We start from the raw sequence: 18401 nt of genomic DNA on the forward strand, positions 1-18401 counted from the left end.
GAACGCGAACTGGCGACTGTTCGAAGAGGGAAATGTTTATTTTTCGAATAACCTATTTAAATAGTCGCGGTTGAATTCTATGAAGGTAGGTTTACCTGTGGCTGTCACATTTGGTTGTGCGCAGGAAAGCAGGTCGCGGGCCAACTGGCGCATTTCGGCCTGGGTAAGTTGTGTGCCGGTGCGGATGGCATGTTGTGAGGCGAGAGAACGGATCAGTTTTTCGCGCTTTGAAAATTTTACGTCGCTGCTGAAGTGTTTGTACTGATCGAGTAATTGCTCAATAGCGGCACGTTCATTACCCTGGAGAATATCAGCCGGTGTACCCTGGATAACAAAACTGTTCTGACCGAATGGCTCTATATGGTAACCAAGCAGGGCCATATCGGAAAGCATTTCAAGCAGCATGGCAGCATCTGCCGGTGAAAGATCAATAGTTACGGGGAACAGACTTCGCTGTGTGGCCATGGGTTTGCCGACGAGGGCAGCGGCATATCGTTCATACAATACCCTTTCATGCGCGAGTTGTTGCTGGATCAGGATATAACCCTGCTGAACAGGGGCAATGATATACTGCAGCTGGATCTGCAGGAAGTCGCAGACTTCGGGCAGCTGCCATTTCTTTTTAGGCGGTTCCCAATCGAAAGATGATGCCTGTTCATATTCGAAACTGCCTTCATTTTTTCCACCTGATGATGAGGCTTCAATAAATGTTTCCCAACTCTTCAATGCGCCGGAGGGCGAATCTGTTTTGTTTCCCGCAGGATCCGGTTTGCTTTTTTCAATAAAGTGGGCCTGGTGCTGACGGGTAAACGCCTGGTACAGCCCTGAACTGCTCGCGGCAGATTGCTGCTCCTGGGTGAATGGTTTGGAAACCGCATCAAGCTTCTGGATTCCTTCATCGATATCGAACTCAAGTGTTGGCGTGATACTGAATTGGGCCAGGGCATGCTTTACAGCGGCCTGGACAAATGCATACACTATCTTTTCATCTTCAAATTTGATCTCCTGCTTTGTCGGGTGCACATTCACATCAATCTGTTCGGGATTGAGATCTATAAACAGCACGTATGCGGGAAAACTGTCGCCGGGAATGAGATCCTGGTAGGCCTGCATCACCGCATGATTCAGGTAGGCACTCCGGATGAACCTGTTATTCACAAAAAAATACTGGTCGCCGCGAGTCTTTTTCGCTGATTCCGGCTTGCCGACAAAGCCCTGGATATTCAGGTAGTCGGTCTGTTCCTGGACACTTACCAGCCTGGAATTATAGTGACTTCCAAGCAACTGCACTAATCTTTGTTTAAGCGAACCGCGATCGAGGTGGAATACCTGCTGGCCGTTATGGGTAAGGGAAAAAAACAGCTGCGGAAAAGCCATTGCCACGCGGATGAATTCATCGATGACATGGCGCATTTCTGCGGCGTTGCTTTTCAGGAAATTCCGGCGTGCGGGTACGTTGAAGAAGAGATTCTTCATGGAAATGCTGGTGCCTGGTGCCGCTGCGCAGGGCTCCTGGCGCACCACTGCACTGTTCTCAATCTCGATATATGTGCCGAGCTCATCTGAGTGGCGCCGGGTGCGTAGTTCGACCTGCGATACCGCAGCAACGGAAGCGAGCGCCTCGCCCCTGAAACCCATCGTGTTGATATGGAACAGGTCTTCTATCTGCCTGATCTTGCTGGTAGCATGACGCTCAAAACACAGGCGGGCATCTGTTTCATTCATGCCCTTGCCGTTATCAATAACCTGGATAAGTGCTTTACCGGCATCGTTAACGATCAGCCTGATCTCTGTTGCACCAGCATCAACGGCATTTTCCAGCAATTCCTTTACTGCACTAGCCGGTCGCTGTATCACTTCCCCTGCCGCGATCTGGTTGGCAATATGATCGGGCAACAATTGTATATTATCAGGCAATTGGTATCTCTTCTTTAGGCAGCAAAGGTAGGGAAAGACTATTCACTGTGAACCTTCTTCAGAAAGGCTTCGACGCTGCGACGCACCAATGTTGCGCTGGTATTGTGATTATTTACCTGCACGGAAAATATCAGGTGTTTTCCGCTTTTGGTTGTCAAGTACCCACTTAGGGCTACATGACCACTGAGCGTTCCTGTTTTAGCATGAATATCACCATTCATTTCTTTGTAATATCCCGCAAGCGTTCCTTCATTTGCACCGGCAAGAATGGAATCGATCCTGTTCCTGCCGAATTCCTGTTCCATCCGTAGCAGCAACCAGACAAAATCATTAGGTGTGAACTGGTTATACCTGCTCAGTCCGCTGCCGTCCACCCATTTCGGCTGCTGTGGAATACCTTTCAGGTCGGATCGCAGCAGGGTGTCAATTATTTCTTCTGTGTTCATTGCCCCGAGAAGATGCTGCGAGGTCATGAGAAGGCATTGTTCGGCAAAAAGGTTGTCGCTGCGGTGCATCATCAGCCGGAGCACCTGGTCCAGTGGCTGTGAATAACGCACGGAAGTGCAGGCGGGGATTTTTTCAGAAGGAACATATGTTACTGACCTGCCAATTGTATCACGCAGAAGGTCAAGGGCCGACAGCAGGCCATTGGTTACGAACGGCACTTCGATGGAGCGGATCAATTCCTTTCCTTCCGTAACATTAAAAATATTGTCATAACGCTCGCGGACAACTGTAAAATTTGTGCCTTTAACGGGATTGAAACGCAGCTTCCAGGACACTTCAGGCTCAGAGTATACAAATGCCTCATCCACCATTTTTCCATCGGGATTTTCAGCTTTTTCAACTACCTGGGTCCATTTGATCACGTTGCCATACACAGGCAATGAACTCCTTTCCGCCATGTAGTTGCTGTTGTAATCGTCCCACGACCAGCCATACCCGAGTTCTTTCTCGTGCCAGTTGCCGTTGCTGATCACCAGTTCCTTCCCGGATTTTTTCAGCCATTCGATTACGGGTTGCTGTTTGAAGTCGGGATGCAGGAGGGTGGGATCACCGGCCGGCTGCAGGTAAATACTATCGGCGGTTTCGCGATAGCGGAGCGACGGTAGTGAATCACCGAGGTGGCGGAGCGCTGCATACATGCTGAACAGCTTGACATTGCTCGCCGGAACAAAATACTTTTCGGACTGGTATTCATACACGCTGCGGCGGGCATCGGCATCGTAAATGCTGATCCCGATATGTGCCTCCCTGAGTCCTTCTTTATTCAGCAGGAGGTTCCTTGCTTCCTTTCCAATCTGCTTAGCGGGTGAGCAGGATGCCAGGCCGGCAACGGCACCGGCTACCAGGAGTCCCGTCAAATAAGATGATCGCATTTTTCAAATGTAGGTTCACAAATTCACATTCCCGCATTTCAGGCGCTTCTCTCCTGCGCCCGCAGCCAACGCTCGGGAATATCATTATTGCTGGCAATTACATAGTCTTTATAAGAGCAGGCGATAAAGCGTTGGTCGGGCAGTTGCATCCACCAGCGGCCGGTCTTCTTGCTCTGGAGGAATACTGTTTCAACTTCGGCAAAGGCCGTATTGTACTCGTAAAAAGCTTCTCTTTCCCTGATGGCGGCTTCGCGCCTGCCTTTGCTGATGCCGTCGATAAAGTACCAGATCATCTGGCTGACCTGTTTTGCCGTGAGCTGCTGGTGATCGTTAGCCGGCTGGTAGCCGTAAATGCCGAAGCTGTTGACGGTGGGGCTCATTCCTGCATACCGGGCAAGCACGCAGGCTTCCTCGCCATTGAGACCGTTCGGCGATACAGCAGAGCCGGGCGCGTACGCATGGGCGATAGCGGACAGGTCGAAGCTGACCATACGGCAATTGCGGATCACAGGTTCCATTTCGTCAATCTGTTCCTTGATCTGTCCCACGCGGAAACAATCGAACCTGAGCTTATCCATGTTCTCGAGCATATATGGATGAACATAATAGCTTTGGAAGGCAAGGTGGCTGTAATGGCGCATGAAATTGGGTTCACCGGTCAGCAGTTCCATCAGGAAATGTTCTGCCTGCGGCAGTGCATCCATATCCAGGTCAATACGTGCATCAATGCATGCAGCTTCTATCAGTTGCTGCCTGCCGGCATAAGAATGATATTGTGAAAGCGTGAGGTCGTGTCCACCCCCGATAATCAAAACAATTTTGCCTGCCTCTGTCAGTTCAGTGATGACAATCTTAAGGGCAGCATAGGAATCGCTCAGAGATGCGCCGGGTTTGATGTTGCCGATATCCGCAATTTTCACGTCAGGATGCCAGTAAAAGGTTTTCAGGAATTCTTTGCGGATGAGGTCAGGTGCCGCTGAAAAGGGGCGACCCATACCGATGCCCCGCTCCTCGCCGCAGCCTACGATCACAAGATCGGATTCAGTAAGGTCCGGAAACTCATCTTCAAATACAGTAATATGTTTTCCCATCTGGCCTGCCCGGTAACCTTCGTCACCATTCAATACGGAAAGCGAAACGGGCACTAAATAATCGGTTAAATGCTGCAGGTCACTCATGGCTGCAAGATAATAATTGGACAATTTTTGCTTATGCCTAATTTTGTCGTTCAACCAATTGACATGACCATTCACAAAGAAGGATTTAAATCTATTGCCATTGCTACGCTGATATTCGCTTTTCTTAATATTCTTTCCTTTTTCTTTATCAGCGCATCTGCACCGATTGTCAGCTGGATCATCCTGGTAGTTACCCTTGGCCTGTTGCTGTTCATCATATCATTTTTCCGGATCCCGAACAGGCAAATGACTTTTGGCGACAGCCAGGTTATTTGTCCGGCCGACGGCAAAGTTGTTGTTATAGAAGAAATCACAGACGAGGAATATTTTAATGGAAAGAGGCTGCAGGTCAGCATTTTCATGAGTCCCGCCAACGTTCACGTAAACCGCAATCCCGTTTCAGGAGAAGTTGTTTACAGCAAATACCATAAAGGAAAATACCTGGTGGCCTGGCATCCCAAATCCAGCACTGAAAATGAGCGGCACAGTGTTGTTATCAGGCAGAAAAATACCGAGATCCTGGTAAAGCAGATTGCGGGCGCGCTAGCTAAACGGATTATCAATTACCTGAAGCCCGGAATGCAGGTAAAACAAAATGAAGAACTGGGATTCATCAAATTCGGCAGCCGGGTTGATGTATTACTTCCGGTAGGAACGCAGGTGAACGTGCAGATCGGCCAGATGGTAAAAGGCGGCCAGACAGTGCTGGCCGTATTGTAACCGGGCTTATTCAATTTCAAAGAGGGCCTTCAGCTCATTCAGTGAATATACGGTGTAGGTAGAATCCACACAGGGTGAGTTGTTGATGTGATTCACATATACCTGGTCCATTCCTGCATTTTTTGCGCCGAGGATATCCACTTCAATATTATCCCCGATCATGAGGCTGTTATGTGGCTGGGCTCCGGTTAACCGGAACGCATACTCGAAAATTTCGCGTTGGGGTTTAATGCTGTTGCTTCCCTCGGAAGTGATGACCTGGCCGAAATATTGCCGGAGCCCTGAATTTTCCAGTTTGCTGTGCTGCGTGGCTTCAAAACCGTTTGTTATCAGGTGGAGCGCAAATCCTTTTGCCTTGAGATAATCGAGCAATTCAACGGCATGGGGAAAGAGTAATGTCCGTGTCGGCAGAAGTTCGAGAAAGATATCGCTCATTCTTCGTGCGAGTTTCTCGTCGCCGATCCGGAAGTCGAGCAATGTATGCCACATTCTTTTCCATCTCAGGTCATCGACGCGGATAAAACCTTTCCGGTACCTTTCCCACAATTTGTCGTTGTGCTGGATATACTGGGTATAAAATTTCTCAAAGTCATTAATGCCCCGATCAGGAAGCGAAAGCTCAGAAAAGAGTTGCTTCAGCGACTGGCGTGCATTTGAATCAAAATCCCACAGGGTATGATCAAGGTCGAAAAATAAATATTGATATTTTTTCATAAATCAGACCTGCAAAGTTATTGCAACAACGGAAACCTTGTACTATATTGCCCCCCGATCCTAAACCCTAAAAAATCTACATCCGTATGCAAAAGCCCCTAATGACAGGGTGTGCCCTGTTGTTTTCGCTGATGTCTATCGCAGATCCCCTCGACGACAGTCTCCGGCTTACAGCTTCAGAAGAAGCACAGGTCATCAACCAATTAAATCTCAGGCTTGATTCAGCGGATAAAAAACTAAAATTCCGCAGCGGTTCCTTTTCGCTTGCCGATGGAAGGATACGACTCCAGGTTCCGGATGATTTACGTTTTATCAATGGCGGACAAAGCAGGTTCGTGTTGGAACAGCTCTGGGGCAACTCACCGGATTCATCTGTGATCGGGATGATCGTGAACAGGAAGTTCAGTGTGAACAGGTCTGCCAATGATTTCAGTTTTGTGATAGGATACAATGAGATCGGTCACGTACCGGATGCAGATGTTTCGAAAATTGATTTCCCTTCATTGCTCAGCCAGCTGCAGGAACATATGGAAGCCGCCAATGACAACAGGAAAAAATTTGGCTACAATACAATGAAGGTAACCGGCTGGGCAGGAGAACCCACATACGATGCCAAACAAAACATGCTGACCTGGGCAACCGAAATCAGTGTGTCGGGCACGGAGGAAAGAATCCTGAATTATGAAGTGCGCCTGCTTGGCAGAAGCGGGGTTATCACAATCAGTGCGGTAGCCACGATGGACCAGCTTGCAACGGTAAAAGAACTATTACCCCGCATCGTTGAAGAAATTCAGTTTGAAAGTGGTTTTGCTTACAGTGATTTTAAACCGGAAAGAGAAACTGAAGGCACTTGGAAACTGGAAGATCTTGTAACCGGCAAGGAACCAGAAAACGCAGGCAAGACCATGAGCACATCACGGAAGGTCTTGTTTTCCCTTGGCGGACTTGCGCTGGCGGCAGGGTTTGCATTTAGCATTTCTAAAAGAAAAGGCAGATCAATGCAAGCGTAAGATGGCTTACATTTACGCATGAATATTGTGATCACTGGCGCCAGTAAGGGTATCGGGAAAGCTTTAGCTGAACAATATGCTGCTGGCGGTCATACGCTTTTCCTGTGCAGCAGGGGAGAAACTGGATTGTATTCCGCAATGGAATCCTTGCTGCGGCAATTTCCCCAGGCCACTATAAAAGGAAGACCTGCAGATGTTTCCGACCGTGCATCTGCGGAGGAATTTGTATCATGGGTACTTGAATCCGCAGTGCCGGACATACTTATAAACAATGCCGGGAATTTCATTCCCGGAAGCATCTATAACGAAGCTGAAGGTGTCCTGGAACAGATGATGCTTTCCAACCTGTATAGTGCTTATCATGTTACCAGGGCTTTTCTTCCGGCCATGATGGAAAAGCGTTCGGGTTATATTTTCAACATGTGTTCCATCGCTTCCATTAAAGCTTATAGTAACGGTGGCGCTTACAGTATCAGCAAACATGCCTTACTGGGATTCAGCAGGAACCTGCGGGAAGAATTAAAGCCATATAACATCAAGGTTTCTGCTGTGATGCCGGGTGCGGCATACACTGCATCATGGGAAGGTGCGGGAGTTGATCCGGCGCGGTTAATGGAAGCGGCTGATATAGCTGTGATGATCGAAGCAGCGAGCAGGCTGTCGCCCCAGGCCTGCGTCGAGGATATTATAATGAGACCTCAACTCGGAGATCTCTGAAACTGTTGAACTGCAGCATATGAAATGGAGGAGTTTCATACTGGCCATTTTTCTTTTCGCCCTGCCATTCGCAGGATGGTCGCAGCCTGCATTTTCGACAGTTGCCGATGAGCTGACAATAAGCAGGAACGGCATTCTCCAGGTACAATACATCATTGAAAATGCGGACAAGATCGAAAAGTTCAAGGAACCAGTATTCACTGATTTCAAGATCATGCACGGCCCGGTTGAGACATCGGGCATGTCGCTTGTCAACGGCCAGCTAACGCAATATAAAGCGATGACTTATGTGCTGCAGCCATTGCATACGGGCAAACTGACGGTACCTGGTGCAACGGCATGGATCGATGGCCAGAAGATGCAGTCGAACAAATTGATCATCGAGGTAGATGACAGCAATGTACCTGCTCCAAATCCTTTCCCGATGAATCCGGGCATCTCATCTTTCCGTGAACAGCCTGAGGAAGATTATATCCTCGGCCCAAACGACAAACCGGTCGAAAAAATCAAAAAGAACCTGCTGGTAAAGCTTGAGCTGGATAAGACATCAGCTTATATCGGCGAACCGATAATGGCGACGTATAAATTGTATACACGTCTCCGTTCTGAGTCGCGGGTGATAAAGCGGCCGAGCATGAATGGATTCAGTGTATATGACATGATTGACCCGGATGGCGCCGGTCCTGTTGCGGAAGCGATCAATGGCAAAATGTACCAGGTGCACATTATCCGCAAAACGCAGTTGTTCCCACTGCAGGAAGGCGATTTTGTACTTGAGCCGGTGGAGCTCGAAAATGTAGTGAGGTTCCTGAAACCATCTTCTCCCCAGGCTGAACCGTCGAACCGCACTCCGCTGGAAAGAATGTTTGATGACCTGTTGGGAGAACCTACTGGTAACTGGGAGGAATACCGGCTCACACTAAGCAGTCAGCCACAGACCATTCATATCAAACCCCTTCCCGCGGGCGCACCTGCAAGCTTTGACGGAGCTGTCGGTAATTTTACCATCAGTGGCAAACTGAAGGACAGCACGGTTGCTGCCGAGGACAATGCGGAATACGAGCTTGTGATCGGAGGCAGTGGAAATCTCCCGCTTGTAAATGCTCCTGCATGGAAGCTTCCGGCTGGAATCGAAGCATTTGACCCGGTTGTTTCGGAAGAATTGAACAAAATGAAATCACCTATGGAGGGTAGGAAGTTTATCCGGTATACTTTCACACCCACCAAAGCCGGCAGCTATATTTTACCGCCAATTGAATTCAGCTATTTTGATCCGGCGACAGCAAAATACAAGACCCTGAGTACGGACAGCAATATTCTTGCAGTAACAGATGCCATTAAACGAAAGCGTAACATGCTGGCCGGGCCTGAAGAAAAAAGCGGGAATGGAATAATGATGGTCGTTACAGGCGGATTTGTTGTGCTGGCGACTTCCGTTCTTGCTTTTGTATTTATTACACGAAGAAATAGACGGAAAAAAGCTGCATTACTTAATCAGCAGGCTGAAGGCACCACAGAAGAGGTTGCTCATGATCTTTTCGCGGCAGCCAAAAATGCCGTGGCGGAAAACGATGTCCATTCCTATTACCGGGAAATTGAAAAAGCCTTATGGCTGGCCATTGCTGAAAAGCTGAACCTTCCGGGATCATTGCAGCAGAAACCCATGGCTACAAAACTGTTGCTTGAAAAAGGCCTGCAGGCTACTGAAGTGGAGGAACTCCACAGGTGCTGGAATGAATGTGAGTGGGCGTTATATGTGCCTGCAACGGAACTGTCGATTGACCATGACCTGCTTCCACGGGCGGAAGAGCTCGTAAATAAAATCAATTTATGCCTACGCTAAAGCTTCAGCATACGAAGCGCTAAAGCTTCGGCCTACGAAGAGGAAAAATTCTATTCACTGTACTTATAACCGACGCCCCGTACAGAATGAAAGTATCGGGGGTTCCTGCTGTCGTCTTCGAAATACTTCCTGAAGTTGAGAATGAAATTGTCGATGGTCCGCGTGGTCGGATATACGTTATAGCCCCATACCGTCTGGAGGATCTTTTCGCGGGTCACGACGTCATTCTTATTTTCAAAAAGCAGTTTGAGCAGCATTGCTTCCTTTTTGCTCAGCTGAATTTTTTCGCCGCTTTTCGTTACAGCTTCCTGGGCCCTGAAATCAACCATATTGCTGCCGAATGAATAGGTGTCACCAATCGTGTCTTTGTCCTGCAGTTTTTTACTCTTGTCAATCAGTTTCTGGACCCGCAATAATAGTTCTTCGAGGTCAAAAGGTTTTGTCAGGTAGTCGTCAGCGCCTTTTTTCAACCCGAGTACCCTGTCGGCACTGCTGTTACGCGCGCTGAGTACGAGGATGGGTACATCCATATTCTGAAGCCTGATGCTTTCCATTGCTGTCAGGCCGTCCATTTCCGGAAGCATTACGTCGAGAATGATCAGGTCGAAGTACTCATTCTGAACTGCTTTTACTGCACTAATGCCGTCGAAGGCGGAACTAACTTCATACCCTTCCAGCTCGAGATTAAGTTTCAGTGAATCGTGAAGGTTCTCTTCATCCTCCACCAATAATATTGATAATGGGTTTGCCATCAGTTATTTCGGAATTGAATAGTAAAGATACTTCCTGACGGATGATGATCACTTACAGAAATCGTTCCCCGGTGATCCGTGACAATCTTTTTGCAGAGGTACAGTCCCAGCCCGGTTCCTTTTGTTTTCCTTACTTCTTCGTTGCCGATCCTGTAGAACCGCCTGAAGATCTTATTCTTTTCATCGTCGGGGATTCCCGGTCCTTCGTCTGTTACTTCCAGCACTATCCCATTGGTATTGTTTGCCAGCCTGAGTTGGATGGCCGATTCCCTGGGAGAGTATTTGATTGCATTGTCGACCAGGTTGCTCATCATGATCTCGATGAGAAGCGGATCACCCCGAAAACTGATCGCCGGTTCTATGCTCCATTCGAAATTGCGGCCGGGAAAGCGTTGCTGGAAGTCCACCATCATCTTATCTGCGATCGCCGACAGATCGAGATCTTCCTGTATAAGCTTATAGCCTCCCCCTTCGAGTTGTGAAGAGATGAGGATATTGTTTGTAAGAGAGTTCAACCGGTTAATTTCCTGCAGCGTCATCTGGATCAATTTCTGCTGCTTCTGTTCATCCAGGCGGTGCTTCTGCAGGGTTTCAAGATTCAGCTTTCCAACAGCAATCGGTGTTTTGAGTTCGTGGGTGATCGCCATCATAAAATTCTGTTGCTGGAGGGCGACCCTGAATTGCCGACGGACTGCCCTGAAAACGAAAACGGCACCAACCAGGATTATCAGCAGGAAGGTGGCGCCTTCGCCCTGGTACTGCAGTTTTTTCCGCCGGGCTTCATCATTGATCTTTTCACTTTTCCGGAGATAAGAGGGATCGTCAGCAACCAGCTCCATCAGCTTATAATTAGCCATCTGCTCGTTTTGCTGCTGCAACCTGATGTACCAGAAAAAAAGCGCGGCAATGATATACATCAACAGGAACCAGTAAAGTGCCGTTGCAATAGCCAGCTTCTGTCTTGGTAAAAATCTGAACAACATATCAGTTGGTGTCTCTTTCCACCCTTATTCCAACATTCAGGACATTATCGAGCGGGTCATCGCGCATGATCTGTTCGAGCCTGAACCGGTATGTGCCGGCCTTTAGCTGAACGGGTGCCTGTGAAATCCGGATCCTGTGTTCATAGATATCATCCATTCCTGCACCCAGCCAGCCCTTTTCATTGCTGGCCAGTTGAAGGTCGAGAGCCTGCGGTTTTGTTGTGGAATCGCCCGGAGCCATCGTATATACATTAACCCAGAGATTATTATAACGATAGGCATCGTTGTGTCGCAATGAAACAAAAATATTATACCGGGAAAGGGTATCCGTTATTACAAAACTGAATTCCGGCCTGTCGGATGACTGCCAGCGATGATCCTTGAAAGAGGTATTCTTTTCGAAGACATCCACTTTCCGGCATGCACCGGTGAAAAAGGACAATGCGAGCAGGGAGAGCAGAACAATGTTACGCAGTTTCATAGCAGCAAAAATATACTTATAAAACATTCAGCACCTGCTCCTTGGCTTTTTCAAGTTCATCCTTCATAATTACTACCGACTTCTGGATCGTAGAATCATATGCCTTGGCGCCGGTGGTATTGATCTCCCGTCCTATTTCCTGGAGCAGGAAGGATAGTTTCTTCCCGATTTCCGCATCGTTTCCTTTCAGCATTGACCGGAAATAGTCGCAGTGATTGCTGAGACGCACCTGTTCTTCGCTGATGTCTATTTTTTCGATGTAAAAGATGATTTCCTGCTCAAGACGGTTCTTGTCATAATTTTCGCCACCTACATTTTCTTCCAGGAGTTTTACGAGTCCTTCGCGGATCTTCACTTTTCGCAGGGGTTCCAGCTCGGCGATTGTATCCTGTTGCTTTTCAATATTGGTGATCCTTTTAAGCAGGTCTTCTTCAAGCACCCTGCCTTCTTCCAGGCGATGAACATTAAGGTCATCAATGGCTTCATCTATGATTGCCCGGAACTCTATCCATTCCTCGTCGGTCAAAGTATCGGAAGTTGGTGTAATCACTTCCGGAAGTTTGAGGATGTTTCCCAGGATCTGGGTGGAATCGAGTCCAAGTTCCTTGCTGAGTTCCGCCAATGGCTGATAGTACGCTTTGGCAAGAGAGATATTAATGGATACCGGCTTGGCGCTGCCGGTTTGTTTTAGGCTGATGGTGCAGTCGATCGTTCCTCTTTGCAGTTTCTCTGACAACCTTTTCCTTATATCAAATTCAAAGGGCTTTAAAAATGCCGGCATTTTAAGCGAGCATTCGAATTGTTTTCCGTTCAGCGACTTGATATCGACCAGGAAGGTCTTATCGCCTACGTTTTTCTCTGCTCTTCCAAAACCGGTCATAGATTTCAGCATGTAATAAATGTTTATGCGGCAAGGTAATGAATAAGGCTAAAGCCATGACAATAATTCCTGTTTCGAAAACTGGCGTAATTCGCCCGGTTGCCAGCCCGTTATATCCAGTTTACCGATGCTCATCCTGATCAGCCGAAGAGTGGGGAATCCCGTAGCCGCTGTCATTTTTCTTACCTGCCTGTTCTTTCCTTCCTTAAGTGTAAGTTTTATCCAGGAAGTGGGAATGTTTTTCCTGAACCGGATCGGTGGATATCGATCAGGTACTTCGGGAGGGGCTTCGAGGAGTTGTACCCGTGCCGGCCTGGTTTTGTAAGATTTGCCATCCACATTGATGATTACCCCTTTTTCCAACCGGGCAACGGCATCATTGGTAATCTGTCCATCGACCTGGACGAGGTATGAACGTTCATGTGCATTTGATGGATGAAGGATGGCTGCGTTGATAGTTGGATCGTTAGTGAGAATCAAAAGACCTTCGCTGTCATAATCAAGCCGGCCAACAGGATACACGTCAGACGGCACTTGTATGCAATCTTTCAATGTTCGTTTATTTATTTCCGGGCTGAATTGTGATAATACTTCATAAGGTTTATATAGTGCGAAGTATTTAAACATGGGCATGAAAAAAGCCTGGGAGTAAACCAGGCTTTGTTATTTGGATGGGTTAGTAAGTACGGGAACAAAATTTCCCTACACAATATTAAAAATAATTTTTCCTAACGAAAAAAATATTTACAGATTTTTTATTCACATTTTTTATTGCGTTGTGGAAATACCTTTGTGCAAATTTGAAATCATGCGATTCCCCTCACCTGTTTCTTTGACCTGGATGGCAGAACTCATCAATGCCGAACTAATTGGAAATACATCCGGAATGGCAACCGGCATCAATGAAATTCACCGGGTAGAGGAAGGAGATCTTGCATTTGTAGATCATCCGAAGTATTATGAGAAATGCCTTCAGTCTGCAGCTTCGTTTATCATCATCAACAACCGGGACGTTACAATCCCCGAGGGAAAAGCGTTACTGGTTGTAGATAATCCATTTCAGTCATATACTACCATCGTCAATCATTTCAGGCCGTTTGTTCCTGCTACCACTTCTATCAGCGAATCTGCCGTGATCGGCGACGATAGTTATATTGCGCCCAATGTGTTTATTGGTCACCACGTAAGGATTGGAAGGAATTGCCGGATCCATCCAAACGTTACCATTCTTGATCATTGTATTATCGGGGACAATGTCATCATCCAGTCGGGAACGGTGATTGGTTCAGACGCTTTTTATTACAACACAAAAAAGGACCGCGAATCATGGTATAAGAGAATGCTCAGCTGTGGTGCAGTTCGTATTGAGGATGATGTTGAGATTGGTGCGGGATGTACCATCGACAGAGGTGTAACCAGTGAAACGATCATTGGAAGCGGAACCCGGATCGACAACCTGGTACATATAGGACATGATACCGTTATCGGAAAGAATTGCCTTTTTGCCGCACAGGTAGGGATAGCCGGGGCTACGGTTATTGAAGATGGCGTAATACTATGGGGACAGGTCGGAGTGAGCAAAACGCTTACCGTCGGAAAAAACGCGGTGCTTCTTGCGCAGTCGGGAGTAAAATCTTCCCTTGAAGGCGGCAAGATCTACTTCGGCTCTCCGGCAGAAGAAGCATCACAAAAGAAACGGGAACTTGTCTGGATCAAAAGGATCCCCGAGATCTGGCAAAAACTCAAATCCGATCAGTCAGGCAGGTAATCATAAGGAACTGCTTCAGCCATCCGCTCATAACTCCAGTAACCGGTGTTCACGAGGCTGGCCTGTTCATACCAGTAACCGTTTTGTTCAATTACGAAGCCATCTGTAATATCAAGTATGGAAAGCTGAACCCTGATATGTGCAGGTAATTTGTGAAAGGTTACGAACTGCTTGTCGGGCATTTCGTTGCGGTAAACAATCCGGAATTTGCCGGTCAATGCAATTTCAACCACACTGCTGTCAGAAATATAATAACTGCTGTCGTAGTAATTTTGAACGGGTGTGGCTTCGAAATTTTTTGCATCTGAATTCACTTTTTCAAGTGCAAATCCCTGTTGCTGGATCGTGCTATCGTACCATGCCCGCATAAAATGAAGTTTGCTGCCACGGTATGCCTTCCGCCTGTTTTCCGCCCACAGCTTTTCCTGTTCCGGAGTGCCACTCATTTGTTCAAAGAAAGGATACCCGGAGAAGGTACTGATGCCGGGACCATATTCAAAACTGAGAGAGTCCAGCTGGTAGCGAATCTTATAACCCAGCGCGTTATTAACAATCTGCAGATCTTCGCGTGCCAGTACTTTCAGCCTGTTGCGTTTTTTGCTGTAAAAAAAGCGCAATGCTTCCGGGTTTGCCAGTGTGCACTGTTTTGCATTTGCTGTTGAACCGAAAAACTGTTCGCGGAAAAAGTCGCCATACTTTGCCAGGCCATCGGGCACTTCATTACTTCCTACCACCGCAACTGCTTCCATGCTTTTATCCTTCGCTTTCATTTCAATCTGGAGCGGTTCGGTTGTTTGGGTGGTAATGCGCTGTTCGGCGGATTGGTAACCTGTGTATGAAACGACCAGGTCATATCCACCCCTGGGAAGTTTTATAGTGAATTCACCATCTGCATTAGTGATCACCCCAAAGGTTGTATTCTGGCAGAATACAGATGCGCCGCTCAATGGTTGTTTACTTACAGAATCAGTTACTTTACCGGTAACCGTAAATTGCTCCTGTGAAAACGCCAGGCCTGACAGGCAAATTGTGATAAAGAGTGCGATCAGTTTTTGCATAAGGATCAAATTAAAAGTAGAAACGTCGGTTTACCCGCGACGAGTATATATACCGAACAAAAAAAAGGCCATTTATCGGGAATACTGCTGTAAATACTGCTCGCAGCTGCGGGTAATGGCAAATTCCAGCGGTGTATAACTAAAATCTTTTACCGCAGTCAGCAGTTTAGTGTTGTCAAACATCGTCCTGCTGTGTGCAACTTTTGCGCTTTCGCTGCTCAGCAAAGGTTTTTTCCCGGTGAAGTATGATTTGAGTTTTTCAATCCGCCATGCAAGCTGTCCCATCAACGGAGTTGCCTCACGATATGGAGGTCTCTTACCAAACCCGTTTGCAATGCTGGTAAGGAGCTGGTGAAAGGTCCAGTTATCACCGTTGACAATAAAACGTTCCATATTGATATCACTGGCGAGCAACTGCACTGCTGCCCTGGCAACATCTTCTACATACACAAAACCATTTACCCCGTTTGTATACCAGGGGAATTCTTCATAGACATTCCGGAAGATGGCACAGCTGCTGTTGTGCCAGTTACCATAACCGAGAATAGTACTTGGATTAATGATTGCCCCGCTCAATCCTTCCGCCATTCCCCGCCACATTTCCATCTCCGCTTTATGTTTCGAAATTGCGTAATGGGTATTGATTCGGTTGTCCTTCCATGTTTTGCTTTCATCCACTGTTTCACCTTTTTCCGTTCTGCCAAGCGCTGCCACGGAGCTCACATGGATCACGCGGGAGATTCCCATTTCAATTGCCGTATTCACCACATTTGCTGTTCCCTGAACATTGGTCGAGTACATCAGTTGCCTGTCCGCCGGATGGAAAGAAACGATTGCTGCTGCATGTATGACCGCATCGGTATTCTGCATGGCATCTTCAAGTGAACCAAGATCCAGCACATCGCCCTCGAGCCAGGTGACCTGGCTGAGGATTGATGGTTCAATAAAAAAAGGTGAGGTGCTCCCTGATCTTCGCAAGGCAGTTACACGGTATCCCCCCATAATAAGTTGCCGGATAATATAGGCGCCGAGAAAACCGGTGCCTCCTGTTACCAGTACATTCAGTTTTTCGGAAGGGTAGTTTTGTGTCGTCATGGTCAGTAAGTATAATAACCGGCACCGGACTTCCGTCCAAGCATTCCTTCGGTCACTTTCTCTTTTTGAATTTCCGAAGGCCTAAGTCTTTCCGGTTTACCGAGCTGCTCATATACGCTGCAACTTACGGCATAGTTAACATCATTCCCGATCATATCCATCAGCCCAAACGGGCCCAGTTTAAATCCTGCTGATTCCATCAGCTGGTCAATTACACTGTAAGGAACACCTTCTTCCGCAAGGCGCAGAGCTTCGATGTAATATGGGCGTGCGACGCGGTTAACAATAAAGCCCGGTGAGTCCTGGCAGAGCACGGGGGTTTTGCCCATGTCCCTGGAGAGTGTCATCAATGCCTGCACGACCTCTTCACTGGTATATCCGGTCTTTACTACTTCAACAAGCTTCATAATAGTAGCAGGATTGAAGAAATGAAGGCCGGCGACCCGCGAAGGGTCAGGATGCTGGCGGGCTATTGTTGTAATTGACAGCGATGAGGTATTGCTGGCAAAAATTGTTTCGTCACCATTGATGTCGGCGAGATTCCTGAACAATTCAGTTTTGACTTCGATCTTTTCGACAACCGCTTCGATAACCAGGTCGGCCTTGCAACGGGCCAGGCTGTTCTCGAACCGCAGTTTTTCGAGGATTGATTTTCGGGCGGCCGAGGAGATCTTCTGCTTGTCGGCGAGCAACTGCAGGTTCTTTTCGATCTGTTCGATCGATTGCTGCAACATGGAAAGGCTCAGATCATAGAGAATCACGTCAAACCCATGCTGGGCAGCTGCCTGGGCAATTCCGGTGCCCATGGTTCCGGCACCGCATACACAGATGGACTTGATCATATGATTATTTTTTCAGAAGCTTTTCAGCAGCCTTATCAGAGACTCGCGGTGAATTGTTCGAGGAACCGGACGTCATTTTCACTGAACAGCCGGAGGTCATTGATCTGGTATTTCAGCATGGTGATCCTTTCGATACCCATCCCGAAGGCATAGCCGGTGTATTTGTTGCTGTCGATGCCACAGTTTTCAAGCACCTGTGGGTGCACCATACCGCAACCAAGGATCTCTACCCAACCCGTGTGCTTACATACATTGCAACCCTTGCCATTACAGATCAGGCAGCTGATATCCATTTCAGCGCTGGGTTCGGTGAACGGAAAGTAAGAAGGACGGAATCGGATCTTTACATCGCGGCCGAACAATTCCTGTACAAAGAAATACAGGGTCTGTTTAAGATCAGCAAATGAAACGTGCTCGTCGATATAAAGTCCTTCAACCTGGTGAAAGAAGCAGTGTGCGCGGGCAGAGATCGTCTCATTGCGGTACACCCTACCGGGATTGACTATCCGAATCGGCAGTTTGCCTTTTTCCATTTCGCGGATCTGCACATTACTCGTATGGGTGCGAAGCAGCCAGTCGGGACTGCGATGAAGGTAAAAGGTATCCTGCATGTCGCGCGCAGGGTGGTTTTCGGGAAGATTGAGCGCAGTGAAATTGTGCCAATCGTCTTCGATCTCCGGTCCTTCCGCAACAGAGAAACCCAGTCTCCTGAAAATAGAGAGGATCTCATTTCTCACAAGGCTGATGGGATGCCGGGAACCCACATTCAAAGGATCGCCGGGAAGTGTAAGGTCGACTGATCCGGCCTGCTCTTCCGTGCTGGTGAGTCCCGCTTTCCACTGTTCGTATTTTGCTTCAGCAAATTGTTTGAAGTCGTTGAGGATGGCGCCAAATTCTTTTTTTCTTTCCGCCGGAACATTCTTCATCTCACCGAACAAAGCCTTAACAATACCCTTGGTTCCAAGGAAACGGATGCGATAAGTTTCCAGTGTTTCCGCACCATTTGGCTGGATGGACGAAATTTCCTGCCTGTATCCTTCAATTTGCTGTAACAGATTTTCCAT

At 47.7% G+C, this 18401-nt stretch carries 18 protein-coding genes; 5 read left to right on the forward strand and 13 right to left on the reverse strand.

Features of this window, described 5'->3' with window-relative positions:
- Nucleotides 1–36: 36 nt before the first annotated feature.
- Genes mutL through OI18_RS09730 form a run of 3 tightly spaced genes read right to left on the reverse strand, consistent with a single transcriptional unit; the run spans nucleotide 37 to nucleotide 4474 of the window.
- On the reverse strand, nucleotides 37–1896 hold the full coding sequence (gene mutL, locus OI18_RS09720; RefSeq protein ID WP_240312747.1) for a DNA mismatch repair endonuclease MutL: 1860 nt from the start codon (nucleotides 1894–1896) through the stop codon (nucleotides 37–39).
- A gap of 59 nt (nucleotides 1897–1955) precedes the next feature.
- Complete coding sequence (locus tag OI18_RS09725) at nucleotides 1956–3296, reverse strand: D-alanyl-D-alanine carboxypeptidase/D-alanyl-D-alanine-endopeptidase (RefSeq protein ID WP_039139424.1); 1341 nt, start codon at nucleotides 3294–3296, stop codon at nucleotides 1956–1958.
- A gap of 38 nt (nucleotides 3297–3334) precedes the next feature.
- Nucleotides 3335–4474 carry a formimidoylglutamase gene (locus OI18_RS09730; protein ID WP_039139426.1) on the reverse strand — a complete coding sequence of 380 codons (1140 nt, stop codon included), beginning with the start codon at nucleotides 4472–4474 and terminating at the stop codon, nucleotides 3335–3337.
- A 33-nt stretch (nucleotides 4475–4507) separates the two neighbouring features.
- On the opposite strand from OI18_RS09730, the gene OI18_RS09735 reads away from it, so the two are divergent.
- Nucleotides 4508–5194, forward strand: coding sequence for a phosphatidylserine decarboxylase family protein (locus tag OI18_RS09735; protein ID WP_240312748.1), 687 nt, complete (start codon nucleotides 4508–4510; stop codon nucleotides 5192–5194).
- 6 nt (nucleotides 5195–5200) lie between these two features.
- On the opposite strand, the gene OI18_RS09740 is transcribed toward OI18_RS09735, so the two are convergent.
- Complete coding sequence (locus OI18_RS09740; RefSeq protein WP_039139430.1) at nucleotides 5201–5908, reverse strand: YjjG family noncanonical pyrimidine nucleotidase; 708 nt, start codon at nucleotides 5906–5908, stop codon at nucleotides 5201–5203.
- Nucleotides 5909–5994: 86 nt separating this feature from the next.
- On the opposite strand from OI18_RS09740, the gene OI18_RS09745 reads away from it, so the two are divergent.
- From OI18_RS09745 to OI18_RS09755, 3 genes are read left to right on the forward strand one after another with little or no spacing between them, the layout of a single operon-like run.
- Nucleotides 5995–6918, forward strand: coding sequence for a DUF2167 domain-containing protein (locus OI18_RS09745; protein WP_082037910.1), 924 nt, complete (start codon nucleotides 5995–5997; stop codon nucleotides 6916–6918).
- Nucleotides 6919–6936: 18 nt separating this feature from the next.
- Nucleotides 6937–7635 (forward strand): SDR family oxidoreductase, encoded by a 699-nt coding sequence (locus tag OI18_RS09750; RefSeq protein WP_039139433.1) that lies wholly within the window; start codon nucleotides 6937–6939, stop codon nucleotides 7633–7635.
- A 19-nt stretch (nucleotides 7636–7654) separates the two neighbouring features.
- Nucleotides 7655–9478, forward strand: coding sequence for a BatD family protein (locus OI18_RS09755; protein WP_039139434.1), 1824 nt, complete (start codon nucleotides 7655–7657; stop codon nucleotides 9476–9478).
- A gap of 50 nt (nucleotides 9479–9528) precedes the next feature.
- On the opposite strand, the gene OI18_RS09760 is transcribed toward OI18_RS09755, so the two are convergent.
- Genes OI18_RS09760 through OI18_RS09780 form a run of 5 tightly spaced genes read right to left on the reverse strand, consistent with a single transcriptional unit; the run spans nucleotide 9529 to nucleotide 13201 of the window.
- Nucleotides 9529–10230 (reverse strand): response regulator transcription factor, encoded by a 702-nt coding sequence (locus OI18_RS09760; RefSeq protein ID WP_039139437.1) that lies wholly within the window; start codon nucleotides 10228–10230, stop codon nucleotides 9529–9531.
- Nucleotides 10230–11213, reverse strand: coding sequence for a sensor histidine kinase (locus OI18_RS09765; RefSeq protein WP_039139439.1), 984 nt, complete (start codon nucleotides 11211–11213; stop codon nucleotides 10230–10232). Before OI18_RS09765 ends, OI18_RS09760 begins: the two co-directional genes overlap by 1 nt.
- 1 nt (nucleotide 11214) lies before the next feature.
- Complete coding sequence (locus OI18_RS09770) at nucleotides 11215–11694, reverse strand: gliding motility lipoprotein GldH (RefSeq protein ID WP_160290212.1); 480 nt, start codon at nucleotides 11692–11694, stop codon at nucleotides 11215–11217.
- Between the two features lie 16 nt (nucleotides 11695–11710).
- Entirely contained in the window at nucleotides 11711–12586 is an 876-nt protein-coding gene (locus OI18_RS09775) for a YicC/YloC family endoribonuclease (protein WP_039139443.1), read from the reverse strand.
- 36 nt (nucleotides 12587–12622) lie between these two features.
- Nucleotides 12623–13201: a pseudouridine synthase gene (locus tag OI18_RS09780; protein WP_240312749.1), complete on the reverse strand. Its 579-nt coding sequence runs from the start codon at nucleotides 13199–13201 to the stop codon at nucleotides 12623–12625.
- Between the two features lie 181 nt (nucleotides 13202–13382).
- Between OI18_RS09780 and OI18_RS09785 the strand changes: the two genes are divergently transcribed.
- Nucleotides 13383–14342: a UDP-3-O-(3-hydroxymyristoyl)glucosamine N-acyltransferase gene (locus tag OI18_RS09785; RefSeq protein ID WP_039139447.1), complete on the forward strand. Its 960-nt coding sequence runs from the start codon at nucleotides 13383–13385 to the stop codon at nucleotides 14340–14342.
- Here OI18_RS09785 and OI18_RS09790 read toward each other — a convergent pair.
- The 4 genes from OI18_RS09790 to pheS all read right to left on the reverse strand — a co-directional run bounded on the left by OI18_RS09790 (nucleotide 14327) and on the right by pheS (nucleotide 18401).
- Nucleotides 14327–15400 carry a carboxypeptidase-like regulatory domain-containing protein gene (locus OI18_RS09790; protein ID WP_039139448.1) on the reverse strand — a complete coding sequence of 358 codons (1074 nt, stop codon included), beginning with the start codon at nucleotides 15398–15400 and terminating at the stop codon, nucleotides 14327–14329. The genes OI18_RS09785 and OI18_RS09790 overlap by 16 nt on opposite strands.
- 72 nt (nucleotides 15401–15472) lie before the next feature.
- On the reverse strand, nucleotides 15473–16495 hold the full coding sequence (locus tag OI18_RS09795) for an NAD-dependent epimerase/dehydratase family protein (RefSeq protein WP_052273050.1): 1023 nt from the start codon (nucleotides 16493–16495) through the stop codon (nucleotides 15473–15475).
- A gap of 2 nt (nucleotides 16496–16497) precedes the next feature.
- Nucleotides 16498–17337, reverse strand: a complete 840-nt coding sequence (locus tag OI18_RS09800) for a 3-hydroxyacyl-CoA dehydrogenase NAD-binding domain-containing protein (protein WP_039139449.1) — start codon at nucleotides 17335–17337, stop codon at nucleotides 16498–16500.
- Between the two features lie 35 nt (nucleotides 17338–17372).
- Nucleotides 17373–18401: a phenylalanine--tRNA ligase subunit alpha gene (gene pheS, locus OI18_RS09805; protein ID WP_039139451.1), complete on the reverse strand. Its 1029-nt coding sequence runs from the start codon at nucleotides 18399–18401 to the stop codon at nucleotides 17373–17375.

Source organism: Flavihumibacter solisilvae (assembly GCF_000814475.1).
GTDB classification, from domain to species: domain Bacteria; phylum Bacteroidota; class Bacteroidia; order Chitinophagales; family Chitinophagaceae; genus Flavihumibacter; species Flavihumibacter solisilvae.